Annotated in this window: 25 protein-coding genes; 10 read left to right on the top strand and 15 right to left on the bottom strand. The window is 61.5% G+C overall.

Going from position 1 to position 25,383, the window contains the following annotated elements; genetic code table 11:
* Nucleotides 1–2: 2 nt before the first annotated feature.
* From dnaN to yidA, 4 genes are all read left to right on the top strand, one after another.
* Nucleotides 3–1,103, top strand: a complete 1,101-nt coding sequence (gene dnaN / locus ACJ8IN_RS16310; RefSeq protein ID WP_004933892.1) for a DNA polymerase III subunit beta — start codon at nucleotides 3–5, stop codon at nucleotides 1,101–1,103.
* 45 nt (nucleotides 1,104–1,148) lie between these two features.
* On the top strand, nucleotides 1,149–2,234 hold the full coding sequence (recF, locus tag ACJ8IN_RS16305; RefSeq protein WP_004933895.1) for a DNA replication/repair protein RecF: 1,086 nt from the start codon (nucleotides 1,149–1,151) through the stop codon (nucleotides 2,232–2,234).
* Between the two features lie 18 nt (nucleotides 2,235–2,252).
* Nucleotides 2,253–4,667: a DNA topoisomerase (ATP-hydrolyzing) subunit B gene (gene gyrB / locus ACJ8IN_RS16300; protein ID WP_047569951.1), complete on the top strand. Its 2,415-nt coding sequence runs from the start codon at nucleotides 2,253–2,255 to the stop codon at nucleotides 4,665–4,667.
* Between the two features lie 124 nt (nucleotides 4,668–4,791).
* Nucleotides 4,792–5,607 carry a sugar-phosphatase gene (yidA, locus tag ACJ8IN_RS16295; RefSeq protein ID WP_308325327.1) on the top strand — a complete coding sequence of 272 codons (816 nt, stop codon included), beginning with the start codon at nucleotides 4,792–4,794 and terminating at the stop codon, nucleotides 5,605–5,607.
* 25 nt (nucleotides 5,608–5,632) lie between these two features.
* On the opposite strand, the gene ACJ8IN_RS16290 is transcribed toward yidA, so the two are convergent.
* Both ACJ8IN_RS16290 and ACJ8IN_RS16285 read right to left on the bottom strand, forming a co-directional pair.
* Nucleotides 5,633–6,574 (bottom strand): ornithine cyclodeaminase family protein, encoded by a 942-nt coding sequence (locus tag ACJ8IN_RS16290; protein ID WP_060428496.1) that lies wholly within the window; start codon nucleotides 6,572–6,574, stop codon nucleotides 5,633–5,635.
* Complete coding sequence (locus ACJ8IN_RS16285) at nucleotides 6,561–7,529, bottom strand: threonine/serine dehydratase (protein WP_308325328.1); 969 nt, start codon at nucleotides 7,527–7,529, stop codon at nucleotides 6,561–6,563. The genes ACJ8IN_RS16290 and ACJ8IN_RS16285 overlap by 14 nt, the downstream gene beginning before the upstream one ends.
* 218 nt (nucleotides 7,530–7,747) lie before the next feature.
* Here ACJ8IN_RS16285 and ACJ8IN_RS16280 point away from each other — a divergent pair, with 218 nt between their 5' ends.
* Together ACJ8IN_RS16280 and ACJ8IN_RS16275 are read left to right on the top strand one after the other, a co-directional pair.
* Complete coding sequence (locus ACJ8IN_RS16280; RefSeq protein ID WP_033636536.1) at nucleotides 7,748–8,482, top strand: acid phosphatase; 735 nt, start codon at nucleotides 7,748–7,750, stop codon at nucleotides 8,480–8,482.
* 90 nt (nucleotides 8,483–8,572) lie between these two features.
* Nucleotides 8,573–9,853: a DUF3748 domain-containing protein gene (locus ACJ8IN_RS16275; protein ID WP_047569945.1), complete on the top strand. Its 1,281-nt coding sequence runs from the start codon at nucleotides 8,573–8,575 to the stop codon at nucleotides 9,851–9,853.
* A 30-nt stretch (nucleotides 9,854–9,883) separates the two neighbouring features.
* Here ACJ8IN_RS16275 and ACJ8IN_RS16270 read toward each other — a convergent pair whose 3' ends face one another.
* Nucleotides 9,884–10,231, bottom strand: a complete 348-nt coding sequence (locus ACJ8IN_RS16270; protein WP_049197081.1) for a YceK/YidQ family lipoprotein — start codon at nucleotides 10,229–10,231, stop codon at nucleotides 9,884–9,886.
* Between the two features lie 310 nt (nucleotides 10,232–10,541).
* On the opposite strand from ACJ8IN_RS16270, the gene ibpA reads away from it, so the two are divergent.
* From ibpA to ACJ8IN_RS16255, 3 genes are all read left to right on the top strand, one after another.
* Nucleotides 10,542–10,955, top strand: a complete 414-nt coding sequence (gene ibpA, locus ACJ8IN_RS16265) for a small heat shock chaperone IbpA (protein WP_047569943.1) — start codon at nucleotides 10,542–10,544, stop codon at nucleotides 10,953–10,955.
* Between the two features lie 100 nt (nucleotides 10,956–11,055).
* On the top strand, nucleotides 11,056–11,484 hold the full coding sequence (gene ibpB, locus ACJ8IN_RS16260) for a small heat shock chaperone IbpB (protein ID WP_004933922.1): 429 nt from the start codon (nucleotides 11,056–11,058) through the stop codon (nucleotides 11,482–11,484).
* Between the two features lie 166 nt (nucleotides 11,485–11,650).
* A complete protein-coding gene (locus ACJ8IN_RS16255; protein WP_047569941.1) occupies nucleotides 11,651–13,309 on the top strand; it encodes a putative transporter in 1,659 nt (552 codons plus the stop codon).
* A 10-nt stretch (nucleotides 13,310–13,319) separates the two neighbouring features.
* On the opposite strand, the gene ACJ8IN_RS16250 is transcribed toward ACJ8IN_RS16255, so the two are convergent.
* The 4 genes from ACJ8IN_RS16250 to ACJ8IN_RS16235 form a co-directional block, all read right to left on the bottom strand.
* Nucleotides 13,320–13,700 carry a type II toxin-antitoxin system VapC family toxin gene (locus ACJ8IN_RS16250; RefSeq protein WP_033649548.1) on the bottom strand — a complete coding sequence of 127 codons (381 nt, stop codon included), beginning with the start codon at nucleotides 13,698–13,700 and terminating at the stop codon, nucleotides 13,320–13,322.
* Nucleotides 13,700–13,921 carry a ribbon-helix-helix domain-containing protein gene (locus ACJ8IN_RS16245; protein ID WP_004933932.1) on the bottom strand — a complete coding sequence of 74 codons (222 nt, stop codon included), beginning with the start codon at nucleotides 13,919–13,921 and terminating at the stop codon, nucleotides 13,700–13,702. Before ACJ8IN_RS16245 ends, ACJ8IN_RS16250 begins: the two co-directional genes overlap by 1 nt.
* 75 nt (nucleotides 13,922–13,996) lie before the next feature.
* Nucleotides 13,997–15,247 (bottom strand): valine--pyruvate transaminase, encoded by a 1,251-nt coding sequence (locus ACJ8IN_RS16240; protein ID WP_033645138.1) that lies wholly within the window; start codon nucleotides 15,245–15,247, stop codon nucleotides 13,997–13,999.
* Between the two features lie 135 nt (nucleotides 15,248–15,382).
* Nucleotides 15,383–17,446, bottom strand: a complete 2,064-nt coding sequence (locus tag ACJ8IN_RS16235; RefSeq protein ID WP_060424131.1) for an alpha-amylase — start codon at nucleotides 17,444–17,446, stop codon at nucleotides 15,383–15,385.
* Between the two features lie 195 nt (nucleotides 17,447–17,641).
* Here ACJ8IN_RS16235 and ACJ8IN_RS16230 point away from each other — a divergent pair, with 195 nt between their 5' ends.
* Nucleotides 17,642–17,794, top strand: a complete 153-nt coding sequence (locus ACJ8IN_RS16230; RefSeq protein WP_165384406.1) for a hypothetical protein — start codon at nucleotides 17,642–17,644, stop codon at nucleotides 17,792–17,794.
* A gap of 1 nt (nucleotide 17,795) precedes the next feature.
* Here the strand turns inward: ACJ8IN_RS16230 and ghrB are convergent, their stop codons facing one another.
* From ghrB to ACJ8IN_RS16190, 8 genes are all read right to left on the bottom strand, one after another.
* Nucleotides 17,796–18,773, bottom strand: a complete 978-nt coding sequence (gene ghrB / locus ACJ8IN_RS16225) for a glyoxylate/hydroxypyruvate reductase GhrB (protein ID WP_060424133.1) — start codon at nucleotides 18,771–18,773, stop codon at nucleotides 17,796–17,798.
* A 72-nt stretch (nucleotides 18,774–18,845) separates the two neighbouring features.
* Entirely contained in the window at nucleotides 18,846–20,114 is a 1,269-nt protein-coding gene (locus ACJ8IN_RS16220; protein ID WP_049187072.1) for an MFS transporter, read from the bottom strand.
* A 139-nt stretch (nucleotides 20,115–20,253) separates the two neighbouring features.
* Nucleotides 20,254–21,219 carry a sugar kinase gene (locus ACJ8IN_RS16215; RefSeq protein ID WP_041038167.1) on the bottom strand — a complete coding sequence of 322 codons (966 nt, stop codon included), beginning with the start codon at nucleotides 21,217–21,219 and terminating at the stop codon, nucleotides 20,254–20,256.
* Between the two features lie 7 nt (nucleotides 21,220–21,226).
* Nucleotides 21,227–21,979 (bottom strand): sugar phosphate isomerase/epimerase family protein, encoded by a 753-nt coding sequence (locus tag ACJ8IN_RS16210; RefSeq protein ID WP_033636544.1) that lies wholly within the window; start codon nucleotides 21,977–21,979, stop codon nucleotides 21,227–21,229.
* A gap of 166 nt (nucleotides 21,980–22,145) precedes the next feature.
* Nucleotides 22,146–23,180 carry a LacI family DNA-binding transcriptional regulator gene (locus ACJ8IN_RS16205; protein WP_033653960.1) on the bottom strand — a complete coding sequence of 345 codons (1,035 nt, stop codon included), beginning with the start codon at nucleotides 23,178–23,180 and terminating at the stop codon, nucleotides 22,146–22,148.
* A 124-nt stretch (nucleotides 23,181–23,304) separates the two neighbouring features.
* Nucleotides 23,305–23,967, bottom strand: coding sequence for an OmpA family lipoprotein (locus tag ACJ8IN_RS16200; RefSeq protein ID WP_033631402.1), 663 nt, complete (start codon nucleotides 23,965–23,967; stop codon nucleotides 23,305–23,307).
* A 248-nt stretch (nucleotides 23,968–24,215) separates the two neighbouring features.
* Nucleotides 24,216–24,668, bottom strand: coding sequence for an N-acetyltransferase (locus ACJ8IN_RS16195; protein ID WP_041037311.1), 453 nt, complete (start codon nucleotides 24,666–24,668; stop codon nucleotides 24,216–24,218).
* Entirely contained in the window at nucleotides 24,665–25,231 is a 567-nt protein-coding gene (locus ACJ8IN_RS16190) for a DNA-3-methyladenine glycosylase I (protein ID WP_060424135.1), read from the bottom strand. The genes ACJ8IN_RS16195 and ACJ8IN_RS16190 overlap by 4 nt, the downstream gene beginning before the upstream one ends.
* Nucleotides 25,232–25,383 lie beyond the last annotated feature (152 nt).

Below are 25,383 nucleotides of genomic sequence, written 5' to 3'. Positions count from 1 at the left end.
CTATGAAATTTATCGTTGAACGTGAGCATCTGCTAAAACCGCTGCAACAGGTGAGCAGCCCGCTGGGCGGCCGCCCGACCTTGCCGATCCTGGGCAACCTGCTGCTGCAGGTGACGGAAGGCTCCCTGCTGCTGACCGGCACCGATCTGGAGATGGAGATGGTGGCGCGCGTCGCCCTGTCCCAGCCGCACGAGCCGGGCGCGACCACCGTGCCCGCGCGCAAATTCTTTGATATCTGCCGCGGCCTGCCGGAAGGGGCGGAGATCGCCGTCACGCTGGAAAGCGAGCGCATGCTGGTGCGGTCCGGCCGCAGCCGCTTCTCGCTGTCCACGCTGCCTGCGGCGGACTTCCCGAACCTGGACGACTGGCAGAGCGAGGTGGAGTTCACCTTGCCGCAGGCGACGCTGAAGCGCCTGATCGAAGCCACCCAGTTCTCGATGGCCCATCAGGACGTGCGTTATTACCTGAACGGCATGCTGTTTGAAACTGAAGGCGAAGAGCTGCGCACCGTCGCGACCGACGGCCACCGCCTGGCGGTGTGCTCGATGCCGATCGGCCAACAGCTGCCGTCGCATTCGGTGATCGTGCCGCGTAAAGGGGTGATGGAGCTGGTGCGTCTGCTGGACGGCGGCGATTCGCTGCTGCAGCTGCAGATCGGCAGCAACAACATTCGCGCTCACGTCGGCGATTTCATCTTCACCTCCAAGCTGGTTGACGGCCGTTTCCCGGACTATCGCCGCGTCTTGCCGAAGAACCCGGATAAAACGCTGGAAGCCGGCTGCGATCTGCTCAAGCAGGCGTTTGCCCGCGCGGCGATTCTCTCGAACGAGAAATTCCGCGGCGTGCGGCTGTACGTCAGCCAGAACCAGCTGAAGATCACCGCCAACAACCCGGAGCAGGAAGAGGCGGAAGAGATCCTCGACGTCAGCTACGACGGCGCGGAGATGGAGATCGGCTTCAACGTCAGCTACGTGCTGGACGTGTTGAACGCGCTCAAGTGTGAAGACGTGCGCCTGCTGTTGACCGATTCGGTCTCCAGCGTGCAGATCGAAGACGGCGCCAGCCAGGCGGCGGCCTACGTTGTCATGCCAATGCGGTTGTAGTCTCGTTACCTTGAATTACAGCACCGTCATCGGTAAAGAGATTGCATGGCTCTGACGCGTTTATTGATTAAAGATTTCCGCAATATCGAGGCGGCGGATTTGGCGCTGGCGCCGGGATTCAACTTCCTGGTCGGCGCCAACGGCAGCGGCAAGACCAGCGTGCTGGAAGCGGTGTATACGCTCGGCCACGGCCGCGCCTTTCGCAGCCTGCAGGCCGGTCGGGTCATTCGCCACGACCAGCCGGAGTTCGTGCTGCACGGCCGCATCGAAGGCGCGGAGCGCGAGCTGTCGGTAGGATTGAGCAAGAGCCGTCAGGGTGACAGCAAAGTACGTATCGATGGCAGCGATGGCCACAAGGTGGCCGAGCTGGCGCAGCTGCTGCCCATGCAGCTGATCACCCCCGAAGGTTTTACCCTGCTGAACGGCGGGCCGAAATTCCGGCGCGCCTTCCTGGACTGGGGCTGTTTTCATAACGAACCCGGTTTTTTCACCGCCTGGAGCAACCTGAAACGGTTACTGAAGCAGCGCAATGCCGCGCTGCGCCAGGTGAGTCGCTATGCGCAGATCCGCGCCTGGGATCAGGAACTGATCCCGCTCGCGGAGCGCATCAGCGAATGGCGGGCGGAATACAGCGACGCGATCGCCGCGGATATCACCGCGACCTGCGCGCAGTTTCTGCCTGAATTCGCCCTGAGCTTCTCCTTCCAGCGCGGCTGGGACAAAGAGAGCGACTACGGCGAGCTGCTGGAGCGCCAGTTCGAGCGAGACAGGGCATTGACCTATACCGCGGTGGGGCCGCATAAAGCGGACTTCCGCATTCGTGCCGACGGCACGCCGGTAGAGGATTTGTTATCGCGCGGTCAGCTTAAGCTGCTGATGTGCGCGTTGCGCTTGGCGCAGGGTGAGTTTCTCACCCGGCAGAGCGGGCGGCGTTGCCTGTATCTGATTGATGATTTTGCCTCCGAGCTGGACACCGGCCGTCGCCGGTTGCTGGCCGATCGCCTGAAAGCCACCCAGGCCCAGGTTTTTGTCAGCGCGGTGAGCGCTGAACAAGTGACCGACATGGCCGGTGAAAAGGGCAAGATGTTCCGCGTGGAACAGGGTAAAATAGAGGTTCAACCACAGGACTAAAATGAGCGAGAAACGTTGATGTCGAATTCTTATGACTCCTCAAGTATCAAGGTATTAAAAGGGCTGGATGCGGTGCGCAAGCGCCCGGGCATGTATATCGGCGATACCGATGACGGCACCGGTCTGCACCACATGGTATTCGAGGTTGTGGACAACGCTATCGACGAAGCGCTCGCGGGCCACTGTAGTGACATTCAGGTCACCATCCATGCCGACAACTCGGTATCGGTACAGGATGACGGCCGCGGCATTCCGACCGGCATTCACCCGGAAGAAGGGGTTTCAGCCGCAGAGGTCATCATGACCGTGCTGCACGCCGGCGGTAAATTCGACGACAACTCCTATAAGGTTTCCGGCGGCCTGCACGGCGTGGGCGTCTCGGTGGTTAACGCCCTGTCGGAGAAACTGGAGCTGGTGATCCGCCGCGAAGGCAAAGTGCACGAACAGACTTACAGCCACGGCGAGCCGCAGGCGCCGCTGACCGTGGTGGGCGAAACCGAACAGACGGGCACCATGGTGCGCTTCTGGCCGAGCCACCAGACCTTCACCAATGTGACCGATTTCGAGTACGACATTCTGGCCAAGCGTCTGCGCGAGCTGTCCTTCCTCAACTCCGGCGTGTCTATCCGCCTGAAGGACAAGCGCACCGACCGTGAAGACCACTTCCATTACGAAGGCGGCATCAAGGCGTTTGTCGAGTACCTGAACAAGAACAAAACCCCGATCCACCCGAACGTGTTCTACTTCTCGACCGTGAAAGACGACATCGGCGTGGAAGTGGCGCTGCAGTGGAACGACGGTTTCCAGGAAAACATCTACTGCTTCACCAACAACATTCCGCAGCGCGACGGCGGCACGCACCTGGTCGGTTTCCGTACCGCGATGACCCGTACGCTGAACAGCTACATGGAGAAGGAAGGCTACAGCAAGAAGGCCAAGGTCAGCGCCACCGGCGATGACGCGCGTGAAGGTCTGATCGCCGTGGTGTCGGTGAAGGTGCCGGATCCCAAGTTCTCTTCTCAGACCAAGGACAAGCTGGTCTCTTCCGAGGTGAAAACCGCGGTTGAAACGCTGATGAACGAGAAGCTGGTGGATTACCTGATGGAGAATCCGGGCGACGCGAAAATCGTGGTCGGCAAAATCATCGACGCGGCGCGCGCGCGCGAAGCGGCGCGTAAAGCGCGTGAGATGACCCGCCGCAAAGGCGCGCTGGATCTGGCCGGCCTGCCGGGCAAACTGGCGGACTGCCAGGAACGCGATCCGGCGCTGTCCGAACTGTACCTGGTGGAAGGGGACTCCGCGGGCGGCTCTGCCAAGCAGGGGCGCAACCGCAAGAACCAGGCTATCTTGCCGCTGAAGGGGAAAATCCTCAACGTCGAGAAAGCGCGTTTCGACAAAATGCTCTCCTCGCAGGAAGTGGCGACGCTGATCACCGCGCTGGGTTGCGGCATCGGCCGCGACGAGTACAGCCCGGACAAGCTGCGTTACCACAGCATCATCATCATGACCGATGCCGACGTCGACGGTTCGCACATCCGTACGCTGCTGTTGACCTTCTTCTACCGCCAGATGCCGGAAATCATCGAGCGTGGCCACGTGTTTATCGCGCAGCCGCCGCTGTACAAGGTGAAGAAAGGCAAGCAGGAGCAGTACATCAAAGATGACGAGGCGATGGATCAGTATCAGATCGCCATCGCGATGGACGGCGCTACGCTGCATACCAATGCCAGCGCACCGGCGCTCGGCGGCGAGCAGCTGGAAAAACTGGTGGCAGAACACTATGCCGTGCAGAAGCTGATCGGCCGCATGGAGCGCCGCTATCCGCGCGCGCTACTGAACAACCTGATCTATCAGCCGACGCTGAACGAAGGCGATCTCAGCGATGAAGCCAAGGTGAAAACCTGGATCGCTTCGCTGGTGCAGGCGCTGAACGACAAAGAGCAGCACGGCAGCAGCTATGACTTCGTGATCTTCGAGAACCGCGAACGCCAGATGTTCGAACCGGCGCTGCGCATCCGCACCCACGGCGTGGATACCGACTATAAGCTGGACTTCGACTTCATCCACGGCGGCGAATACCGCAAGATCTGCCAGCTGGGCGAGAAGCTGCGCGGGCTGATCGAAGACGGTGCGTTCATCGAGCGTGGCGAACGTCGTCAGCCGGTAGACAGCTTCGAGCAGGCGCTGGAGTGGCTGGTGAAAGAGTCGCGCCGCGGCCTGTCGGTGCAGCGCTATAAAGGCCTGGGCGAGATGAACCCGGAGCAGCTGTGGGAAACCACCATGGATCCGGAAAGCCGCCGCATGCTGCGCGTGACCGTCAAGGACGCCATCGCTGCCGATCAGCTGTTCACCACGCTGATGGGCGATGCGGTTGAGCCGCGCCGCGCCTTTATCGAAGAAAACGCCCTGAAAGCGGCGAACATCGATATCTGATGCGTTAATGGCTGTGAAAATCCGCGCCGGGCGACCCGCGCGGATTTTTTTACGCCTTTTTTGGCGCTGACAGCCGAGGCTGAAACGCGTTAGCATGGGAAAAAACCACTGGGAGAAGCGTTGAATGGCTATTGAACTGATTGCGATCGACATGGACGGCACGTTGCTGGATCCGCAGCACCAAATCACGCCGGCGGTAAAGCAGGCTATCGCGGCGGCGCGGCGCAAAGGGGTGCACGTGGTGCTGGCCACCGGGCGGCCTTATGTCGGCGTGCAGGACTATCTGCACCAGTTGGACATTCAGGGCCCCGGCGATTTTTGCATAACCTACAACGGCGCGCTGGTGCTGCGCGCGGCCGACGGCGCCTGTATTCTGCAGGAAACCCTGGGCTTCGAGGACTATCTGCACTTCGAGCAGATGGCGCGCGAGCTCGGCGTTCACTACCAGGCATTTGACTTTGACACCCTGTATACCCCGAACAAAGACATCGGCAAATACACCATACACGAGGCGGAAATGACCGGTATTCCGTTGAAATACCGCAGCGTGGAGGAGATGGATCGCCAGATGCGTTTCCCGAAAGTGATGATGATCGACGAGCCGGCGCTGCTGGACAACGCGATTGCGCGCATCCCGGCGGAAACGCGCGAGCGTTACACCATTCTGAAAAGCGCGCCTTACTACCTCGAAATCCTGCATAAGAACGTCGATAAGGGCGCCGGGGTGAGAATGCTGGCCGAGCACCTCGGCGTGGCGCGGGAAAACATCATGACGCTGGGGGATCAGGCCAACGATACGGCGATGATCGAGTATGCCGGCGTCGGCGTGGCGATGGGCAACGCCATTCCCGAGCTGAAAGCGGTGGCGCAGTTTGTCACCGGCGCCAATACTGAAGACGGCGTGGCGCGCGCCATCGAAAAGTTCGTGCTCAACGCCTGATCAAGTGGGGCGCTGCGGCGCCCCTTTATATTGCCGCCAACACCCCTTTGGCGATCTGCAGATCCTGAATCGCCAGCCCGGTAAGATCGGCAATGGTGATGTGCTGCGGCTCGCTTCGCAACCGCCCTCCCAGCGCCAAGACGGCGCCCATTTCGACGATTGGCGTTGAAATCAGCCTATTTTGCCGATAAGCCGTCGCGATCTCGCCATAGTCAGCGCACTGCGCCAGCGCATCGACCAGCAGTGCGTCCGCGCGAGCCACCAGATCGGTCGCCAGCTCCTGCTTGCCGGGCGCGTCGGCACCCACGGCGGTGATGTGCGTGCCGGGCCGAATATCCGCCGCCTGTAAAATCGGTTCGCGGCTGGGCGTGGTAGTGACGATCAGCTGACAGTGCGCCGCCAGTTCCGCCGCATCCTGCGTAACCCGCACCCGAAAACCTTCGGCCTCGGCTTCGCGCCGATACGCCGCCAGCGCCTGATCGTTGCGGCCCCATACCCACACTTCGCGGCAATCGGTCACCGGTTTCAGACATTGCAGCTGCAGCCTGGCCTGCAGGCCGGTGCCGACCATGCCGATCGCCTGAATATGCGGCGGCGCGCACAGTTCGGCGGCGATGCGGCCGGCCAGTGCGGTGCGCAGCGCGGTCAGCCAGCCCTCATCCAGCAGCAGCGCCCGAGGCTCGCCGGTCTGGGCGGAGAACGCTATCACCAACCCCTGATTGCTGGCCAAACCGCGTTCGGCGTTGCGATAGAAACCGGCGGAGACCTTGACCACGAACATCTCTTCGCCTTCCAGCCAGGCGGATTTGATGCAGCAATCGCCGGCGGCCTGCTCGAACAGGAAATGCTGTACCGGCGGCTGTTGCACCCGCCGTTGCGAGTAGGCGATAAAACCCTGCTTCAGCAGCGGGGTTATAGCCTCGGCGTCGAACGCGGCGAGGATTTGCTGCCGATTAAGGATGTGCATCGGCGATGGCCTTGAGGTACTTCTCCAGCACGATGTTTTTACCGCACAGCACCACCGCCACTTTTTTTCCTTGGTATTCCGGTGCCAGCTTGATCGCCGCCGCCAGCGCCACGCCGGCCGCGCCTTCGATAATCCACCGATCGCTGGCGGCGATCCGGCGCATCGCGTGCTTGATCTCCGTCTCGCTGACCAGCACTTTGCGGTCGATCAGCTGTTGGCACAGCGGGAAGGTTACGGCGCCCGGCTCGACGCCGCCGGCGGTGCCGTCGGACAGGGTGTGTTGCTCTTCCACCGGGAAGATATGGCCCGCTTCCAGCGCGCTGTACATGCTGGTGGCGTTTTCCGGCCAGCAGGCGATAAGCTGCGTGTTCGGCGACAATTGCCGCAGAACGGTGCCGATACCGGCGATATAGCCACCGCCGCCGACCGCCACGAACACGGCGTCCAGACCGGTGAGCTGTTCAACCAGCTCCATGCCGCAGGTGCCCTGGCCGGCGATCACCTGCTCGTCGTTATACGGCGAGATATAGGTTTTTCCCTGTTCGCGTGCGGCCTGTTCCCCCGCCAGTTCGGCGTTCAGCGCATCGCCCGGCACCCGTTCCACGGTGCCGCCCAGTGCGCGGATGGTGTCTAGCTTGATGCTCGCCGCCGTCTCCGGCGCATAAACCGTGACGCCAACGCCCATCAGTTGCCCCGCCAAAGCGACCGCCTGGCCGTGGTTGCCGGTTGAGGCGGCGATCACGCCGCGCCGGCGTTGCTCGCTATCCAGTAACCTTAGCTTGTTGCTGGCGCCGCGAAATTTAAAGGAGCCGGTGTGCTGCAGATGGTCGCATTTCAGATACAGCTCGCAGCCCAGCTGCTGCGAAAGCAGCACGCTGCGCTCCAATGGCGTGACCCGTACCTGAGGGCGCAGCTGTTGATGGGCAGAAACAATGGCATCGAAGAGGGGGTTCATACCGGCTCCAGAATTTTTGGACTTAAAAATCCAGTTTGTACTTTTTTGTATTAATTGTAAACCCCGTCGCCCGGCAGCCGGGCAAAAGCGGGCACGGCGTAATGTGATCGCACTGGCGGCGAAAAATAATCATTAACGTATAGTTTAGCGGCACGATTTTTTATTTATTTGCGTTAAGGAAGTCGCAACCGCTCAATTATTTTAATAAGGGAACGACAATGAAAAAAATATTACTCGCCTCATTAACCTATGCCGCGCTGACACCGTTTGGTTTCGCCGCCAAAGATGTGACCACCCAACCGGAGGTCTATTTTCTGCAAGAGTCGCAATCGATAGACAGCTTGGCGTTATTGCCGCCGCCTCCCGCCGTTGACAGCATCGATTTTATGAATGACAAGGCGCAATATGATGCCGGGAAATTATTGCGTAATACCGAACGGGGCAAACAGGCTTATCACGACGCACACGTAACGGGGGATGGCGTCGCCGCCGCATTATCCGGCGCTTTCGGTACGGAAATCACCCAGGATAATACGCCGGAGCTGTTCAAACTGGTGATGAAAATGCGTGAAGACGCCGGCGATCTGGCTACCCGCAGCGCCAAAAATCACTATATGCGCATTCGGCCGTTCGCTTTTTACCATGAGCCCACTTGCCGACCGGATGAAGAGAGCACGCTATCGACGAACGGCTCTTATCCTTCCGGGCACACCGCCATCGGTTGGGCGACCGCGCTGGTGCTGGCGGAGATTAACCCTCCCAGGCAGGGGACGATACTGCAGCGCGGCTATGAGATGGGCCAGAGCCGGGTGATTTGCGGCTATCACTGGCAAAGCGACGTGACCGCCGCGCGCTTGGTCGCCTCGGCCATCGTCGCCCGACTGCACGCGGAGCCCACCTTCGCCGCGCAGTTGCAAAGGGCCAAAACGGAATTCAACGCCCTGAAAAAATAACCTTGCTTCACGCGGCAGCGCGCCATATGAAACGCTGCCGCCGATCCGGTAAGATGGCGACTCAGTGCCGGCATGCGCAGGAGAACCGCCATGAGCCATCGGGAAAAACAGCTGACTTTCGACCCTCGCGGGCATCAGTTAACCAATATCAACGTCTGGACGCCGGACAGCCAATGGCTGGCTTATGACGTGCGCCCGCGCGGCGCCTCTTTCACCGGTCTGAGCATCGAGCGGGTCAACGTCGCCAGCGGCGCGGTGGAGGTGGTTTATCGCGCTCAGCACGGCGCCCACGTCGGCGTGGTCACGGTCAGCCCCGATGCGCCGGCGCGCTATGCCTTTATCCATGGCCCGGAGCACCCGGACAGCGCCTGGCAATATGATTTTCACCACCGCCGCGGGGTGATCGTCAGCGAACCGGATCGCGAGTTGGCCATCACCCTCGACGCGCTGGATATCACCGCCCCCTACACCCCCGGCGCGCTGCGCGGCGGCAGCCATGTGCACGTTTTCAGCCCGGACGGCAGCCGCCTCAGCTTTACCTATAACGATCACGTCATGCACGAGTGCGATCCGGCGCGCGATCTGCGCAACGTCGGGGTGGCCGTGCCGCTGCACGGGGTCAATCCGCCGAAACAGCATCCGCGCGAGTATGACGGCAGCCACTATTGCGTGCTGGTCAGCGAGACCGTGCCGCAGCCGCAGCCGGGCAGCGATCAGATCAATCGTGCTTACGAAGAAGGCTGGATTGGCCGCGAAGGTTATCGTAAGGCCGACGGCAGCCGGCAGCGCTGGGCGCTGGCGTTCATCGGCGATACGCTGTCCGCCGCCGGTGAAAAGCTGCCGGAGGTGTTTATCGTCGATCTGCCGGAGAACGATGCCGATTACGCCAGGGCGGGTGCTCTGCCGCTGCAGGGAACGGAAAGCGAGCTGCCGGCGCCGCCGCAGGGCGTCAGGCAGCGGCGGGTGACCTTTACCGGCGATCGTCGTTTTCCGGGCGTGGCCGGCGCACCGCGCCACTGGCTGCGCAGCTCGCCGGACGGCAGCCAGATCGCGTTTTTGATGAAGGATGACGGCGGCGTGGTGCAGCTGTGGACGGTGTCGCCGAACGGCGGGGAGCCGCGCCAGGTGAGCCACAGCGAGCATGATATCCAGTCTGCCTTCAGCTGGCACCCGCAGGGCGGGGCGATTGCCTTGGTGTGTGACAACAGCGTGATGCTGTGCGAGGTCGCCGGCGGCCGTCTGCAGCGTTTGACGCAGCGCAGCGTGCAGCCGCCGTCGGGGGACGCCGTGGTGTTTTCACCGGACGGCAAGAAAGTGGCGTTTATGCGCGAGATAGCGGGATTCAACCAGATCTTTGTGGTTGAGGTGTAAGGCGGGCCTGATGGCCCGCTGCGTGTGTGATTAGTGGGTGGCGGCGCTGTCGTTGCCTTCGCCGGGATTGCCGGTTGCCGCCAGATTCTGCTGCTCGCTGCGCAGGATGCGCGCTTTTGGCGAGTCTGTGGTGGCGTCGTTGCCGGAACGCAGATAGTCGTAAGGCAGCAGTACGGTGTCCATCACCGCAGAGAACGGCAGATCCAGCGCCACCAGCGGCATCATCGCCCAGCTGGTGTTGTCGTCCTTCAGCATGTCCACGCTGGCGCGGGTGCCGGGATAGTAACCCTGATTCGGGCCGGTATGGCTCATCACGCTGGAGCAACCGCTGGTCGCCAACAACATGCAGCCCGTCGCTATCGCTTTCATCGTCGTCATTAATCCATCCTGCAGGGTTGCTGTGCCCCTAAAATTAAGCTGAGTTATAACATCCTGTCGCTGCTTTAAAAGAAGCAAAATCCCGCTCTGTGGCGGCTCTCTCACTTTAGTGTAAGTGGTAAAAAAACTTTCGCCTAATCGGTGCGAAGTTTTTTTGATCCTCGCCTGTTGAATTGATGAAATCAACCCCCATTTTATCATCAGAGCCGAATTGAGAATTCGCCGTAAGGGAATTCTGGCTTAATTAGCCTGTCCAGAGTGGAAGGCGTATTTATTTCAACCTCGCTGAAGTGCCTTAGGAGGCTGTTTTATGCGTAATTTTGATCTTTCCCCGCTATACCGTTCCGCCATTGGTTTCGATCGCTTGTTCAACGCGCTGGAAGCCGGTCAGAGTCAGGGCAACGGCGGTTATCCGCCTTATAATGTCGAGCTGGTGGACGAAAATCATTATCGCATCGCCATCGCGGTAGCCGGGTTTGCCGAGCAGGAGCTGGAGATCACCACGCAAGATAATCTGCTGATCGTGCGCGGGGCGCACAATAGCGAACCGGCAGAAAAAACCTATTTATATCAGGGCATCGCCGAGCGTAATTTCGAGCGTAAATTCCAGCTGGCCGAACACATTCAAATTAAAGGTGCCAAACTGGAGAATGGCCTGTTGTATATCGACATGCAACGCATCGTACCGGAAACATTAAAACCGCGCCGCATCGAAATTAAATAAATTTCCGTTTCGCCGGCAGGTACGCTGCCGGAAAATAATACCTAGCCTGCCGTCAGGGGGCTGAATAAACACATCTCGCTTAATGAAAGGAGTTGTTCCTATGCGTAATTACGATTTATCCCCGCTTCTGCGTCAGTGGATTGGTTTTGATAAATTGGCCAGCTCAATGGGCGGCCAGGAACCCCAGGGGTTCCCGCCGTATAACATCGAGAAAAGCGATGACAATCACTACCGCATTTCTCTGGCGCTGGCCGGTTTCCGGCAGAGCGAACTGAATATCGAAGTGGAAGGGCCGCGGCTGACCGTCAGCGGTAAACCCACACCGCCGGAAAAACAGGTCGAATACCTGCATCAGGGCCTGGTGTGCAAAGAGTTCCAGTTGACCTTCACCCTGGCGGAGCATCTGCAGGTGTCGGAGGCCAAATTTGAAAACGGCCTGCTGCACATCGATCTGGTGCGTCAGGTGCCGGAAGCCTTGCAGCCGCAGCGCATCGCCATCGGGGCGACGCCGGAGCTGGAAGCCAAATAACCGACTGAAAAACGGTCATCATCATGCGGGGGAGATCCAGACGGGTCTCCCCCGCTGCGTTATGTGGCGCATGCCACAGTCCCCCCGTTTGTCCGATGTCATAATCCTTGTTAATTGTGTGTCTTTGGCCGCAAATTCCTTTTCAACTTTGGCAAGGATGTGACCTATGAGCGATATCGCCCTGACCGTCAGCATGTTGGCGCTGGCGGCCGTCATTGGGCTGTGGATGGGGAACTGGAAGCTGTACGGCGTTGGGCTGGGCATCGGCGGCGTGCTGTTCGGCGGCATCCTGATCGGCCACTTCGCCCAGAGCGGGCAAATCAGCCTGAATGGGGACATGCTGCACTTTATCCAGGAGTTTGGCCTGATCCTGTTCGTGTACACCATCGGCATTCAGGTCGGCCCCGGTTTCTTCTCTTCGCTGCGCGTCTCCGGGCTGCGCCTCAACGCCTTCGCGGTGCTGCTGGTGCTGACCGGCGGCGTCGTGGCGGCGGCGGTACACAAGCTGTTCGACGTGCCGCTGCCGATCATCCTCGGCGTGTTCTCCGGTGCGGTTACCAACACCCCGGCGCTGGGCGCCGGTCAGCAAATCCTGACCGATCTCGGTTCCGATCCGGCGCTGGTGGACGGCATGGGGATGGGTTACGCCATGGCCTATCCGTTCGGCATATGCGGCATCCTGCTGGTGATGTGGCTGATTCGGCTGTTTTTCCGCATCAACATCGAGCGCGAAGCGCAGGCGTTTGAAAGCAGCCTGGGCAATCAGCGTGAGCTACTGCACGCCATCAACGTGGCGGTGCGCAACCCCAATCTGCAGGGCATGGCGATCAAGCAGGTGCCGCTGCTCAATGGTGAAGCGATCGTCTGTTCGCGCCTCAAACGCGGGGAGCTGCTGATGGTGCCGGCGCCGCACGAGCGGCTGGAGCTGGGCGACTACCTGCATCTGGTGGGCAAACGCGAAGATTTGGAGAACGCCCGACTGGTGATCGGCGAAGAGGTGGACGCCTCGCTGTCCACGCGCGGCACCGCGCTGCAGGTGGTGAGGGCGGTGGTGACCAACGAGCAGGTGCTGGGCAAGAAAATCCGCGATCTGAACCTGAAGCAAAAGTATGACGTGGTAATTTCACGCCTCAACCGCGCCGGCGTGGAGCTGGTGGCCGGCAGCAACGTGACGCTGCAATTCGGCGACATTCTGAACCTGGTCGGCCGGCCGGAGGCCATCGACGCGGTGACGGCAATCGTCGGCAACGCCCAACAAAAACTGCAGCAGGTGCAGATGCTGCCGGTGTTTATCGGCATCGGCCTTGGGGTGCTGCTCGGCTCCATTCCGCTGTTCGTGCCCGGCTTCCCGGCGGCATTGCGGCTGGGGCTGGCCGGCGGGCCGCTGGTGGCGGCGCTGATCCTGGGGCGCATCGGCAGCATTGGCAAGCTGTACTGGTTTATGCCGCCGAGCGCCAACCTGGCGCTGCGCGAACTGGGCATCGTGCTGTTTCTGGCGGTGGTCGGGTTGAAGTCGGGTGGCAACTTCATCGATACCTTGCTGCACGGCGAGGGGCTGACGTGGGTCGGGTACGGCGCGTTGATCACCGCCATTCCGCTGCTGAGCGTCGGTATTCTGGCGCGCACGGTGGGCAAGATGAACTACCTGACGCTGTCCGGCATGCTGGCGGGATCGATGACCGATCCGCCGGCGCTGGCGTTCGCCAACGGTCTGCATCCCACCAGCGGCGCCGCTGCGCTGTCTTACGCCACCGTGTATCCGCTGGCGATGTTCCTGCGCATCATGTCGCCGCAGCTGCTGGCGGTGCTGTTCTGGACGCTGTAACGCTGCCCGACTACAGCCGGTAAGGCATTAACACGCCGTTGTCAGTGCCAAAATCTTTGGGGTTGCGGGAGATGAGCGTCCGGAACCCCACCTGCGCGGTGGCCCAGACAATGGCGTCCGGCAGCTTCACATGCTGTGAGTGGCGCAGTTCTACGGCGCGTTCGGCAACTTCATCGGTAATAGGCAGCAGCAGGAATTGCCCTAAAAACTGGCGCGTTTTCAGCTCCAGCGCCGGCCCCTGTTTTTTGGCACCCACCATCACTTCCATCCAGGTGATGGCGCTAATAGCCGGGTTGATGTGGTATTCGGTCAGAACGTCTTTGGCTTGAGGAATGCCGTTGAGATAATCGATCAGGATATTGGTGTCGAATAACGCCCGTTGAGCCACCATTATTCCCACTCCTCGCGCTGACGATTTTCGTAGTCTACGCCATCGCCCATCGCCCCGGACCAGAGCCCGAAAGCATTGCTGGGATCTTCAACGTGGTTCTCCGTCAGATAACGGGAGACGGCCTGACGGATGATTTCGGCCCGGGGAACGTGGCGGATATTTTTCAGATTGTCGAGCTGCCGCAGGTCTTCTTCAGGTAAATCGATCACGATGCGAGTCATCGCTAGCCCTCCAAAAAAAAGATATACGATATATGCATCGTATATCTTTATCGGTCGATTTTCAATCATCTGGCGTTAGCCTTCCTGATGCGCGCGTTCGATCTCTTCCGCCAGGATCGCCACGCCGCGCTCGATTTTCTCCGGATCGGGCACGTAGTTCATGCGCATGCACTGGTGGGTGTGCGGCCATTCGTGCTCCAGCCCCGGGAAGAAGTAGTGGCCCGGTACCATCAGCACGCCGCGCTTTTTCAGGCGCTGATACAGCACTTCGGTGGTGATCGGCAGATCCTTGAACCACAGCCAGAGGAAGATAGCCCCTTCCGGTTTGTGGATCAGGCAGCGCTCCGGCGACAGGTAACGGCGGATAATCTCGATGGTGTGCTCGACGCGCTGTTTGTAGAACGGGCGAATCACCTCGTTCGACAGGCGCAGCAGATCGCCGCGCGCGATCATTTCCGTCGCCATCGCCGGCCCCATGCTGCCCGGCGACAGGCTGATGATGCCGTTCATGTTGGTCAGCGCGGTGATCACCTTCTCGTCGGCGATCACGATGCCGCAGCGCGAGCCCGGCAGGCCGAGCTTGGACAGGCTCATGCACAGGATGGTGTTCGGGTTCCACAGCGGCGTGGCGTCGCTGAAGATGATGCCGGGGAACGGCACGCCGTAGGCGTTGTCGATCACCAGCGGAATGTCGCGCTGCTGCGCCAGCAGATCGAGTTTCATCAGCTCTTCGTCGGTGATCACGTTGCCGGTCGGGTTGGTCGGCCGTGAAACGCAGATCATGCCGATGTCGTCGCCGATGGTGAGGTGTTCGAAATCAACGTGATATTTGAACTGGCCGTCCGGCAGCAGCTCGATGTTCGGTTTGGCGGAGACGAACAGCCCTTCGTCCAGCCCGGCGTCGGCATAGCCGATATATTCCGGCGCCAGCGGGAACAGCACGCGGCGGCGCGAACCGTCGGCGTAGCGGCCGGCGAACAGGTTGAACAAGTAGAAAAATGCGCTTTGGCTGCCGTTCGTCAGTGCAATATTCTGTGGCGAAATCTCCCAGCCGAGCTCGTCGCGCAGCAGATTGGCCAGCGCTTTCAGCAGCGCGTCCTTGCCTTGCGGGCCGTCGTAGTTGCACAGCGCTTCGGTCAGTTTGCCCTGGTCGAGCATCTCCTGGCACAGCTGTTTGAAGTAGGCTTCCATCTCTGGGATCTGCGCCGGGTTGCCGCCGCCGAGCATGATGGCACCGGGGGTGCGCAGGCCTTCGTTCAGGTCGTCCATCAAACGGGTAATGCCCGCATAACGGGTAAATTTTTCGCCGAAAAGTGAGAAAGTCATAGGTGCAGCAGTACTGTTTCTTAGCAGGTAATCCCCCACCATACCGCCAGACAAACCCCGCTGCAATGCGGCCGACAAATCGGCCAATGGGCACAAACTTCGCTCATTGGCCGATTGGTAGCATATTACGCTGGATTATTGTGACCGTTCGCCGGCCCACACCACCATCACCTTATCGTCGCCGAGCCGGCGGCTGAAGGCATAATAGGCGGCGTGCGGTTGCGGGGTTTGCACGCCGGCGCCGATCGCCGGATGGCGAGCGCGGAACTGACCCAACCGCTGCCAGTGGGCCAGCAGCGGGGCTTTTTCCCCCTGCAGCTCACGCCAGTTCATGTCGGAGCGGGTGCCCTGCAGCGGATCGGAACCGGTGGGGCCGAGCGGGCGGCCGCTTTCATCACCGTAGTAAATCTGCACCGCGCCCGGTGCCAGCAACAGCAGGTTCGCCGCCCGCCGTTGGCGCGGCAGCGAGCCTTTGGCGTCGCTGGCGAAAAACAGCCGGGTATCGTGTGAAGAGAGGTAGCTCAGCACGTTGAAATCCTGCAGCCGCTCGGCCATCTGCCGGTAGGTGGCGTCGATGTCGGCGAAGCAGCCCAGCGCCTGCGACGCCTGATCCTGGAAATCGAAGTTGATCATCGCGTCGAAGCCGTTTTGGTAATAATCGCTTTTCATCACCCCGTGGCCCCAGGCCTCGCCGGTCATCCAAAACGGCGCACCATCCAGCGCCTGCTGCGGATGCTCCGCTTTCCACGCCGCCAATGCCGCCGTGGCGCGCTGCTTCAACAGCGCCAGCGTCGGTTTTTCCACGTGCTTGGCGGTATCGACGCGGAAACCGTCGATGCCGTAATCGCGCACCCACTGGCTGAGCCAGACGGTCAGGTAATCGCGGGTGGCGGCGCCGGGCATGTCGCGTGCGGCGGTGTCGGGCTTGTGGCGGTAGAACAGCGGCAGGCCGCTGACGCCGGGCGCTTCGGTTTTAATGTCCGGCAGGAAGGCCAGCGACATCGTCAGATCGTCATAGCCCGGTGAGTCATAGTCGCCGATGTCGGTGCGGATCCAGTTTTTCCCCCACCATTGGCGCCAGCCCGCCTTGTCGCTGAAGTTGATGTAGTCGTTGAAACTGTGCCAGTTTTGCCCTGGCCCGGGGCGCCAGTCGCCCCAGTTTTTCCCCAGGGTTTTCTCCACCTCCGCGCCTTGCAGATACAGCGAGCCGAAGTGAAACGTCTGCATATCCGTCAGCGTGGCGTAACCGACATGGTTCACCACCACGTCGAACAGAATGCGAATGCCGCGCCGATGCGCTTGCTCGACCAGCGTGCGCAGCTCCTGTGCGGTGCCCATGTTGGCGTCGAGGCGAGTCCAGTCGAGAGCGTAATAGCCGTGATAGGCGTAATGCGGGAAGTCGCCTTTGGTGCCGCCGCCGACCCAGCCGTGGATCTGCTCCAGCGGCGAGCTGATCCACAAGGCGTTGACGCCGAGCTGCTGCAGATAATCCAGTTTTTGCGTCAGGCCGGCCAGATCGCCGCCGTGAAAGGTGCCTATTTCCTGCAGGCCGTCGCTGCGGCGCCCGTAGCTGTGGTCGTTGGCCGGATTGCCGTTCTCAAAGCGATCGGTCAGCACGAAGTAGACCGTGGCGTTATGCCAGCTGAACGCCGCCGGTTTCGCCGTGGCGGCGGACTCCAGCAGCAACAGGCCGCCGCTGGCGGCGGCGGGCTGCAGCGTGATTTTCCCCTGGCTCACCTGCGCCGTTTGGCCGGAATAGAAATCGCGCAGCGTTTCGCCTTCGGCGAAGGTGGAGGCGACGTCGACCGTGACCGGCTTGCCGTCCCAGCGCGGGCAGCTGCGGGCAACAACGGCGGCGCTTTCCGGCGCGCTGCGCAGGCTGAGCTGCAGCGTCGGCGTGCCGCTGCGGGTGTCGATGCGCACCTGATAGTCGCCGGCGCGGAACTGCCGCCAGCTGGCCGGCGGATGGGCGCCGCAGGGCTGCAGCGACAGCGTCTGGTTAAGCTTCACCGCCTCGGCCGGCTGCCAGCAGTGGTTATCCAGATACAGGCGCAGCGGCAGCTGGCCTTTGGGCAGCGCGGCTTGGCTGGTAAACAGCCCGGCGGCAGTTTCGTCGAAGGCCGGGAAACCCGGCAGCGTCCAGCCGGCCAGCGCCGAAGGCGACAGCAGCATCAACAAGGGCAGGGGTAACAGTTTCATGGCTCTCCTTACGCGCGGCAGGAAGCGTTTTTTCGCAGGGTAGCGCCCAGTGTGGCAAACGGCGGAAAAATAGCCTCCTCCCTGCGAGGTTTTTTCGGGGAGGAGAGGAAGGGCGGAGCGTTTTCGGATTGATTCGGCTTGGCTTTGCGCGCGCGCTGCGGCAGATTAAACGATGAACATCAAAGGAGGTTAGCGATGACGGACAAAAACTGGCGAGAAGAGATCGTTCAGGCAATTCAGGATGCCGAATTGCAGCGCTTTGCCGAAGAACATCAGCTGCAGGCGCTGTTCGCGCCGCAGCAGGAAGAGCAACACGGCCGGTTATCCGCAGACCACCGGCCGCGCTGAGTTATTTCCGCAACAGCTGCGGGTTGACGCAGTTTTCTTTCACCGTGCCGGTCAACGCGGCGATCAGGTTATCCACCGCGCAGGCGGCCATGCCGTAGCGCGTTTCATGGGTGGCGGAGCCGATGTGCGGCAACGCCACCACGTTCGGCATGCTGAGCAGCGGTGAGTTGGCCGGCAGCGGCTCTTTCTCGAACACGTCCAACCCGGCGGCGTGGATCACGCCGTTTTGCAGCGCTTCGATCAGCGCCTGCTCATCCACCACCGGCCCGCGGCCGGCGTTGATCAGAATGCCGCTTTTCTTCATCTTCGCCAGCTGATCGCGGCCGATCATGTGGAAGGTTTGTTCGGTCAGCGGCAGCGTGATGCAAACGAAATCCGACTCGGCCAGCAGGGTATCCAGATCGCAGCGGCGCGCGTTAAAGTGCTGCTCCGCTTCTTCGTGCGTGCGGCGGGCGTTGTACAGCACCGGCATGCCGAAGCCGAAATGCGCGCGCTGCGCCAGCGCCAGGCCGATGCGCCCCATGCCGAGGATGCCGATGGTTTTATGGTGCACGTCGACGCCGAACCAGTCCGGCCCGATGCTGCCGCGCCATTCGCCGGCCTTCACCCGCTCCGCCACTTCCACCACCCGGCGCGCGGTCGCCAGCACCAGGCTCATGATGGTGTCGGCGACGGTTTCGGTCAGCACCGTCGGGGTGTGCATCAGCAGCACGTTATGGGCGTTGAGCGCCTCGACGTCGAAGTTGTCGTAGCCGACGGAAACGGTCGAGGCCGCGCGCAGTTTGGGTGCCTGCTGCAGGAAGGCTTCGTCAATTTTACCGCCGGAACCGATGATCCCTTCGGCCTGCTGCAGCGCCTGGCGCAGGTCGTCGCGGTTCTCCGGCTGCAGGCCGTTGAAGGCGTGCACGGTGAAGTGCTGTTCCAGACGTTCACGCAGATCGGCAGGCAGGCTTTTGTACAATACGATAGAAGGCTTCATCACGAACTCCAGCTGGGCCAAAGGGGCATGGCGCCCCCCCGGTTGGGTTAACAGATAAAAAGTATAACCGGATCAAGCCAATTGCGGCTGGATCTCGTTGCGGGCGGGTTTGACGATCAGCGTCAGCACCACCGCCACCACCAGTGCGATGGCCATGAACATGTAAGAGGCCGCCGGGCTGCCGGTGGCGCCATTCAGATAGCCGACGAACCACGAACCGAAGAACGACCCCAGCGCGCCCATGCTGTTGATCAGCGCCATGGCGCCCCCGGCGACGTTTTTCGGCAGCATTTCCGGAATGATGGCGAAGAACGGCCCGTAGGGGGCGTACATCGCGGCACCGGCGACTACCAGCAGGCCGTAGGAGATCCAGAAGTGGTTGGTGCCGACGGCGTAAGAGCCGAAGAACGCCAGCGCGCCGATCAGCAGCAGCGGCCAGACGAACAGCTTGCGGTTTTGCATTTTGTCCGACGCCCAGGAGACCACGATCATGGCGATGGTCGCCGCCAGGTAAGGCACCGCCGACAGCCAGCCGGCTTCCACCATGCCCATCTGCATGCCGCTGCGCAGGATGGAAGGCAGCCACAGCACGAAGCCGTACACGCCGATGCTCCAGGCGAAGTACTGCACGCACAGCAGGATCACGTTGCGCGAACGGAAGGCTTCGCCGTAGTTGCGCACGGCCTTGATGCCTTTCTGCTCTTCGTCCAGCTGCTGCTGCAGCGCCTGTTTCTCATTGGCACTCAACCAGCCGGCCTGCGCCGGTTTGTCTTTCGCCAGCACCCACCAGCAGAACGCCCAGATAACCGCCGGAATGCCTTCGATGATGAACATTTCACGCCAGCCGAAGGCGTGGATCAGGTAGCCGGACACCACCGACATCCACAGCACCGTCACCGGGTTGCCGAGGATCAGGAAGGTATTGGCGCGTGAGCGCTCCGATTTGGTGAACCAGTTGCTGATGTAGATCAGCATCGCCGGCATTACCGCCGCTTCCACCACGCCGAGGATAAAGCGGATGGCGGCCAGCATCGGAATATTGCTCACCACGCCGGTCAGCGAGGCGCAGCCGCCCCACAGGATCAGGCACCAGAAGATCAGTTTTTTGACGCTGCGGCGTTCGGCGTAGATGGCGCCGGGAATTTGGAAGAAGAAATAACCGAGGAAAAACAGCGCGCCCAGCAGCGAGGCCATGCCTTTGGTGATGCCGAGATCTTCATTGATGCCGGCGGCAGAGGCGAAGCTGAAGTTGGCGCGATCGAGATAGGCCAGGCTGTAGGTGATAAACACGATGGGCATGATGTACCACCAGCGTTTGGCCGCGACAGTCGCTTTGTTCATGTTCAGTATCCTTCAGTGGTGTTGCGTCCCCTTCGCCCGGCACGCTGGGCATGCAAGAGGAAGGGGCAGATGCTCTCCCGACGCGTCCCGGTTGTAGGGCCAGAGGCTGACGTCATGCGGAGAAGTCGTTTTTTTATTGTTATTCGGCCAGCGCCGCGCGGGTCGGCAGGCCCTCGCTGTCGCCGATGGCCTGGATCGCCAGCGAACCGATTTTGTTGCCGCGCTGCACCGCCTGTATCAGCGTTTTGCCTTCCAGCAGGGCGCTGAGGGTGCCGACGGCAAAGCCGTCACCGGCGCCGACGGTATCCACCACGTTGTCGACCTTGACCGCGGCCACCGCCGCCTTGTCGCCGGCGGCGGTTTTAAACCAGGCGCCGTCCGGGCCGGTTTTGATGATCACCGCCTGCACGCCGCGTTCCAGATAGAAATCGGCGATGCCTTCCGGCGTCGATTGGCCGGTGAGGATCTGCCCCTCTTTCAGCCCCGGCAGCACCCAATCGGCGGCGAACGCCAGCTGGTTCAGCTGCTCGATCATCACCTCGCGGCTGGGCCACAGCACCGGGCGCAGATTGGGATCGAATGAAATGGTTTTGCCCATGGCGCGCATCTCGCGCGCCGCATGGTGGCACAGCGCCAGCGATTCGCTGGACAGCGCCGCCGCCACGCCGCTCAGGTGCAGGTGGCGCGCAGAACCGAAATACTCAGGGTTGAAATCGGTGACCGACAGGTGGCTGGCCGCCGAGCCTTTGCGGAAGTATTCCACGCTGGGATCGGTACCATCGGCGGTTTTGGATTTCACCTGAAAGCCGGTGGGATAGTGGCCGTCGACCGTCACCTGCCGGTAGTTGATGCCTTCTTTTTTCAGCTGCTGCAGGGTGAAGCGGCCGAACGAATCGTTGCCGACGCGGCTGACCCAGCCGACATTCATGCCCAGGCGCGCCAGGCCGATCGCCACGTTCAGCTCGGCGCCGGCGATGCGTTTGGTGAAGGTTTCCACCTCCGCCAAATCGCCGGTTTGCGCCGCCACGAACATCGCCATGGCTTCGCCCAGCGTGACCACATCCAGGGGCGCCTGCTGCGCCGTCGTTGCCGTTAACGTTGTCATCATGGGGTTACTCCGCACGCAAAATATTGACGTAATGACGGGTGACGGCTTCCAGATCATCGCCCTGCAACGGGAATTCGATGCCGCGCGGCGCATCGTGCGGCAGGCGGGCCAGCAGATCGCGCCAGCTGCCGTCGGTATCGTCCAGCGCGACGGCGCGCCAGCCGCGCGGGCCTTGGGTGGCGGCTTTGACGTGCACGTAACCGACGTGGCGGGCCAGGCGTTCGGCGGCGGCGAAAGCGTCTTGCCCCACCCATAGCCAGTTGGCCATATCGAAGGTCATGCTGACCGGCAGGTGGCTATCTTCCGCGGCGTGGAAAAAGGCGTTCAGCATCGACAAAATGCCGCAGTCCGGCGTCTGATCGTTTTCGACCACCAGTTTGACCGGGTGCTGCTCCAGCGCCACTTTCAGCTCGGTAAAATCAAAACCGGGGCGGAAATGGCCGAGGGACAACTTCAGCTGGCGCGCGTTCAGCGCCTGCGCTTCCGCCAGCAGCGCCGCCAGGTTGGGGTTCAGCGTATGTTGCGGGGTGAACAGCGCCTCAGGGGCGGAGTAGACGGCGAACAGCTGTTGGCGTTCGATTTCTTGCGCCAGGGCCGGCAGGCTGTCCAATTCGCCGGCGGCGAACAGTTCGCGGCGGATCTCCACCCCGTCGGCGCCCGCGCCGGCGATGATGGGCAACAGCGCGCGCTGGCCGCCGTATTGTTTGACGGTATCGGTGCCGTAGGCGCCGGTGACCACGATGATTTCTGTTTTCATTTTGACTCCTGAGGCGGCATTGTCGCCGCCGCTGCTGTTACCGGTACGTTAAATGGAACCGGTTCCAGCGAAAAGCGACAGAGTGTAAAAATATGATCGCAATCACGAAGCTGAGCAAAAAACAGCCGATGAGGGCGGGGCGGGCAACGGCCCCGAAGAAGGCGGGTTAGCGGGTGGTGGAGCCGCGGACGATCAGCTCGCCGGAGAACATCTGCTCGCCGCTGGGGGCGGCCAGGCCCTGAATGCGCTGCACCAGCCGCTCCAGCGCCGCGTGCCCCATTTGGTAGGTGGGCTGTTTCAGCGTGGTGATGCCGACGCCCGCCAGCTCCGCCCACTCCAGCTCGTCGAAGCCCAGCAGGCCGATGTCGTTGCCCCACTGGATGCCGAGCCGGCGCATGGCGCGCGCCACCTGCAGCGTCAGGGCGCCGTTGGCGGAGATCACCGCCTTGCGCATGCCGCGATGGCGGCCGCTGAAATCGCTCAGCACCTGCTCCAGCTTCTGCCGATCGTTGAGCGGCGTTTCGGCCTGCTCCGCCGACAGCGTGGGGTGCTGCGCCATGGTATGTCTGAAAGCGTGCAGGCGCTCGAGACGGGTATTGACCGTACCGAGCGGCTCGCTGAGGAACAAAATCGCTTCGAAACCTTGTTGCAGCAGGTGTTCGGTGGCGACGGTGGCGGCTTCGCGGTTGTTCAGGCCCACCACGTCGCAGGCGAAATCGGGGATTTTGCGGTCGATCAGCACCATCGGCAGCATCGACTGCTGCAGCGTGGATAACGCTTCCTCGCGCATGCCGACCGCGTTGACCACGATGCCCTCCACCCGGTAACTGCTGAGCAGCTGCAGGTAGTGCTGTTCCTGATTGACTTCGTTGTTGGTGTTACACACCAGCAGGGTAAAGCCGTGCTGGCGGCAGGCGGCCTCGATGCCGCGCATCACGTCCACCGAATAGGGGTTGGTGATATCGGCGAGGATCAGGCCGATCAGGCGGGTCTGGCCGCCCTTCAGGCTGCGCGCCATCTGGCTTGGCCGGTAGTCGAGCTGCTGGATCGCCTGTTCGATGCGCTGTTTGAGATCGTCGGAAAGCAGGTGCTGTTCACCATTCAGATAGCGCGACACGCTGGTCTTGCCGGTTTTGGCGATGCTGGCCACATCGCTGATGGTGGCGCGTCCTGAGGCGCGCGTTGCCTTGCCTGTGCTCACAGCCGATCCCTCCTGCGGTTAATTGCCAAGGAGACTACCATACCCGATGTGCGGGCGGGAGTGTTGAAGGGTAAGGAGAAAGTCGCAGGGAGGCGGCGGGGCGCCGGTTGCGCCCCGCACGGGATTACTGCAGCGGGCTGAGGGTGATCTCGACGCGGCGGTTTTGCGCCTTGCCTTCCGCGGTGCTGTTGGAGGCGATCGGGTTGTCCGGACCGGCACCGGTGGTGCGGATACGGTTCGCCGCCACGCCCTGGGTGATCAGTGCGCTGGCTACGCCGTCGGCGCGCTGCTGCGACAGGTTCATGTTGAGCGAGCGGGAGCCGGTGCTGTCGGTGTAGCCGACAACGTTGACTGCGGTTTTCGGATACTCTTTCAGCACCATGGCGACGCCGGTCAGGGTGTTGGCGCCCGCCGGTTTCAGCGTGGCGCTGCTGCTGTCGAAGGTCACGTTGTTCGGCATGTTCAGCACGATGTTGTCGCCCTGGCGGGTGACGCTGACGCCGGTGCCTTTCATCTTGTCGCGCAGTTTGGCTTCCTGCACGTCCATGTAATAGCCTGCGCCGCCGCCGAGGGCTGCACCGGCCGCTGCGCCGATCAGCGCGCCCTTGCCGCGATCTTTCTTGGAAGAGGACAGCACGCCGACGCCGGCGCCCAGTGCGGCCCCGAGGCCCGCGCCGATGCCGGATTTACCGGCTTCGGATTCGCCGGTGTAAGGGTTGGTGGTACAGGCCGACAGCGCGAGCGTGAGGCTCACGGCGCCGGCAATAATTGCAATGCGTTTTTTCATGTTCTTGTCCTTAATGGCATCAGAATCTGTACGCGCCGGCCCAAAGCGGGGACGCAAAAAAAGTGGGTGACGCAGGGAGCCCGCGTCGCCGCGCTACCTATGACGCGCGGTTTCGCCGGCAGTTCCGGAGAAAAACGTGACAAATGATGAGCGCGGGTAAGTGCTGGGGGAGTTATGCGGTAAAACGCCGGGCGGCGCTATGCAGCGGATTCTTAATTGTGCGCATCCGGAGTGCGGATGCGCCTTTTTTAAGCATAACAGGTTGAATTTTCGACTGCCGGCCAGTTCATGATCAGCGTATAGGCCTGGGTTTCATCATTGAACAGGCGCTGCGTCACCTGAAAACCGTGCCTGTGGTAGAACGCGCAGGCGCGCAGGTTCTGCTGGTACACCTCCAGGCTGAGCCGGCGGTAGCGCTGCTGCACGTGCGTCATCAGCGCCTGGGCGACGCCGCGGCCGTGAAACGCCCGCTCGACAAACAGCGCGCCGATGAACTGTTCGTCCAGCACGCTGATAAAGCCGACGATCTCGTCGTCATGCCAGCAGGCCCAGCTTTGCGCGCGCGGCAGGTAGTTTTCACGCACCAGCGCGGCGCTCTCACGCCAGTATTTTTCCGCCACGAACGGATGAGCGGCGATGGTGCTGGGCAGCCATAGCGCCATCAGCCGGTCGATATCCTCCGGGCCACAGGGGCGGATCACCGTGGCTTTGGGTAGCACATGCATCCCGTGAGATGATCGTTCACCAGCCCGCTGGCCTGCATGAAGGCGTAACAAACGGTGGAGCCGATAAACTTGAAGCCGCGTTTTTTCAGCGCCTTGGACATGGCGTCGGACTGCTCGGTTTTGGCCGGCACCTGGTTCAGCGCCTGCCAGCGGTTGAGCTGCGGCTGGCCGCCGACGAAGTCCCAAATGAAGGTAACGAAATTCTCGCCGGCCGCCTCCATCGCCAGATAGGCTTTGGCGTTGGTGATGATGGCTTCTATCTTGCCGCGGTGGCGGATGATGCCGCTGTCCTGCAGCAGATTTTCCACGTCCTGTTCGGTCATGGCGGCGACCCGCTGCGGATCGAAACCGTAGAAAGCGCGGCGGTAGTTCTCGCGCTTTTTCAGCACGGTGATCCAGGAAAGGCCGGCCTGTTGCCCCTCGAGGCACAGCATTTCAAACAGCTCGCGCGCGTCGGTGGTGGGCGCGCCCCATTCCTGGTCGTGATACTCGAGATACAACGGATCGGCCGTCACCCAACCGCAACGTTCGTCTGCCATCCTGACTGTCCTTATGCTGTATTTATGAACAGTAATCATCGCTCGAAGCGCCGAACTTGGCAAGCCTCTGATTGTTTTGTCATCAGCCCGCTTGACGTGACGAAAAAGCCGACAATAGTTACTACATGGCCGGTGGAAAACCGGCCAACGAT

This window comes from Serratia sp. CY31944 (assembly GCF_052169175.1).
In the GTDB taxonomy this organism is placed as follows: Bacteria; Pseudomonadota; Gammaproteobacteria; order Enterobacterales; family Enterobacteriaceae; genus Serratia; species Serratia sarumanii.
Note: the sequence above shows the minus strand (reverse complement) of the source record. Positions and strands in the feature narration are given on the sequence as shown.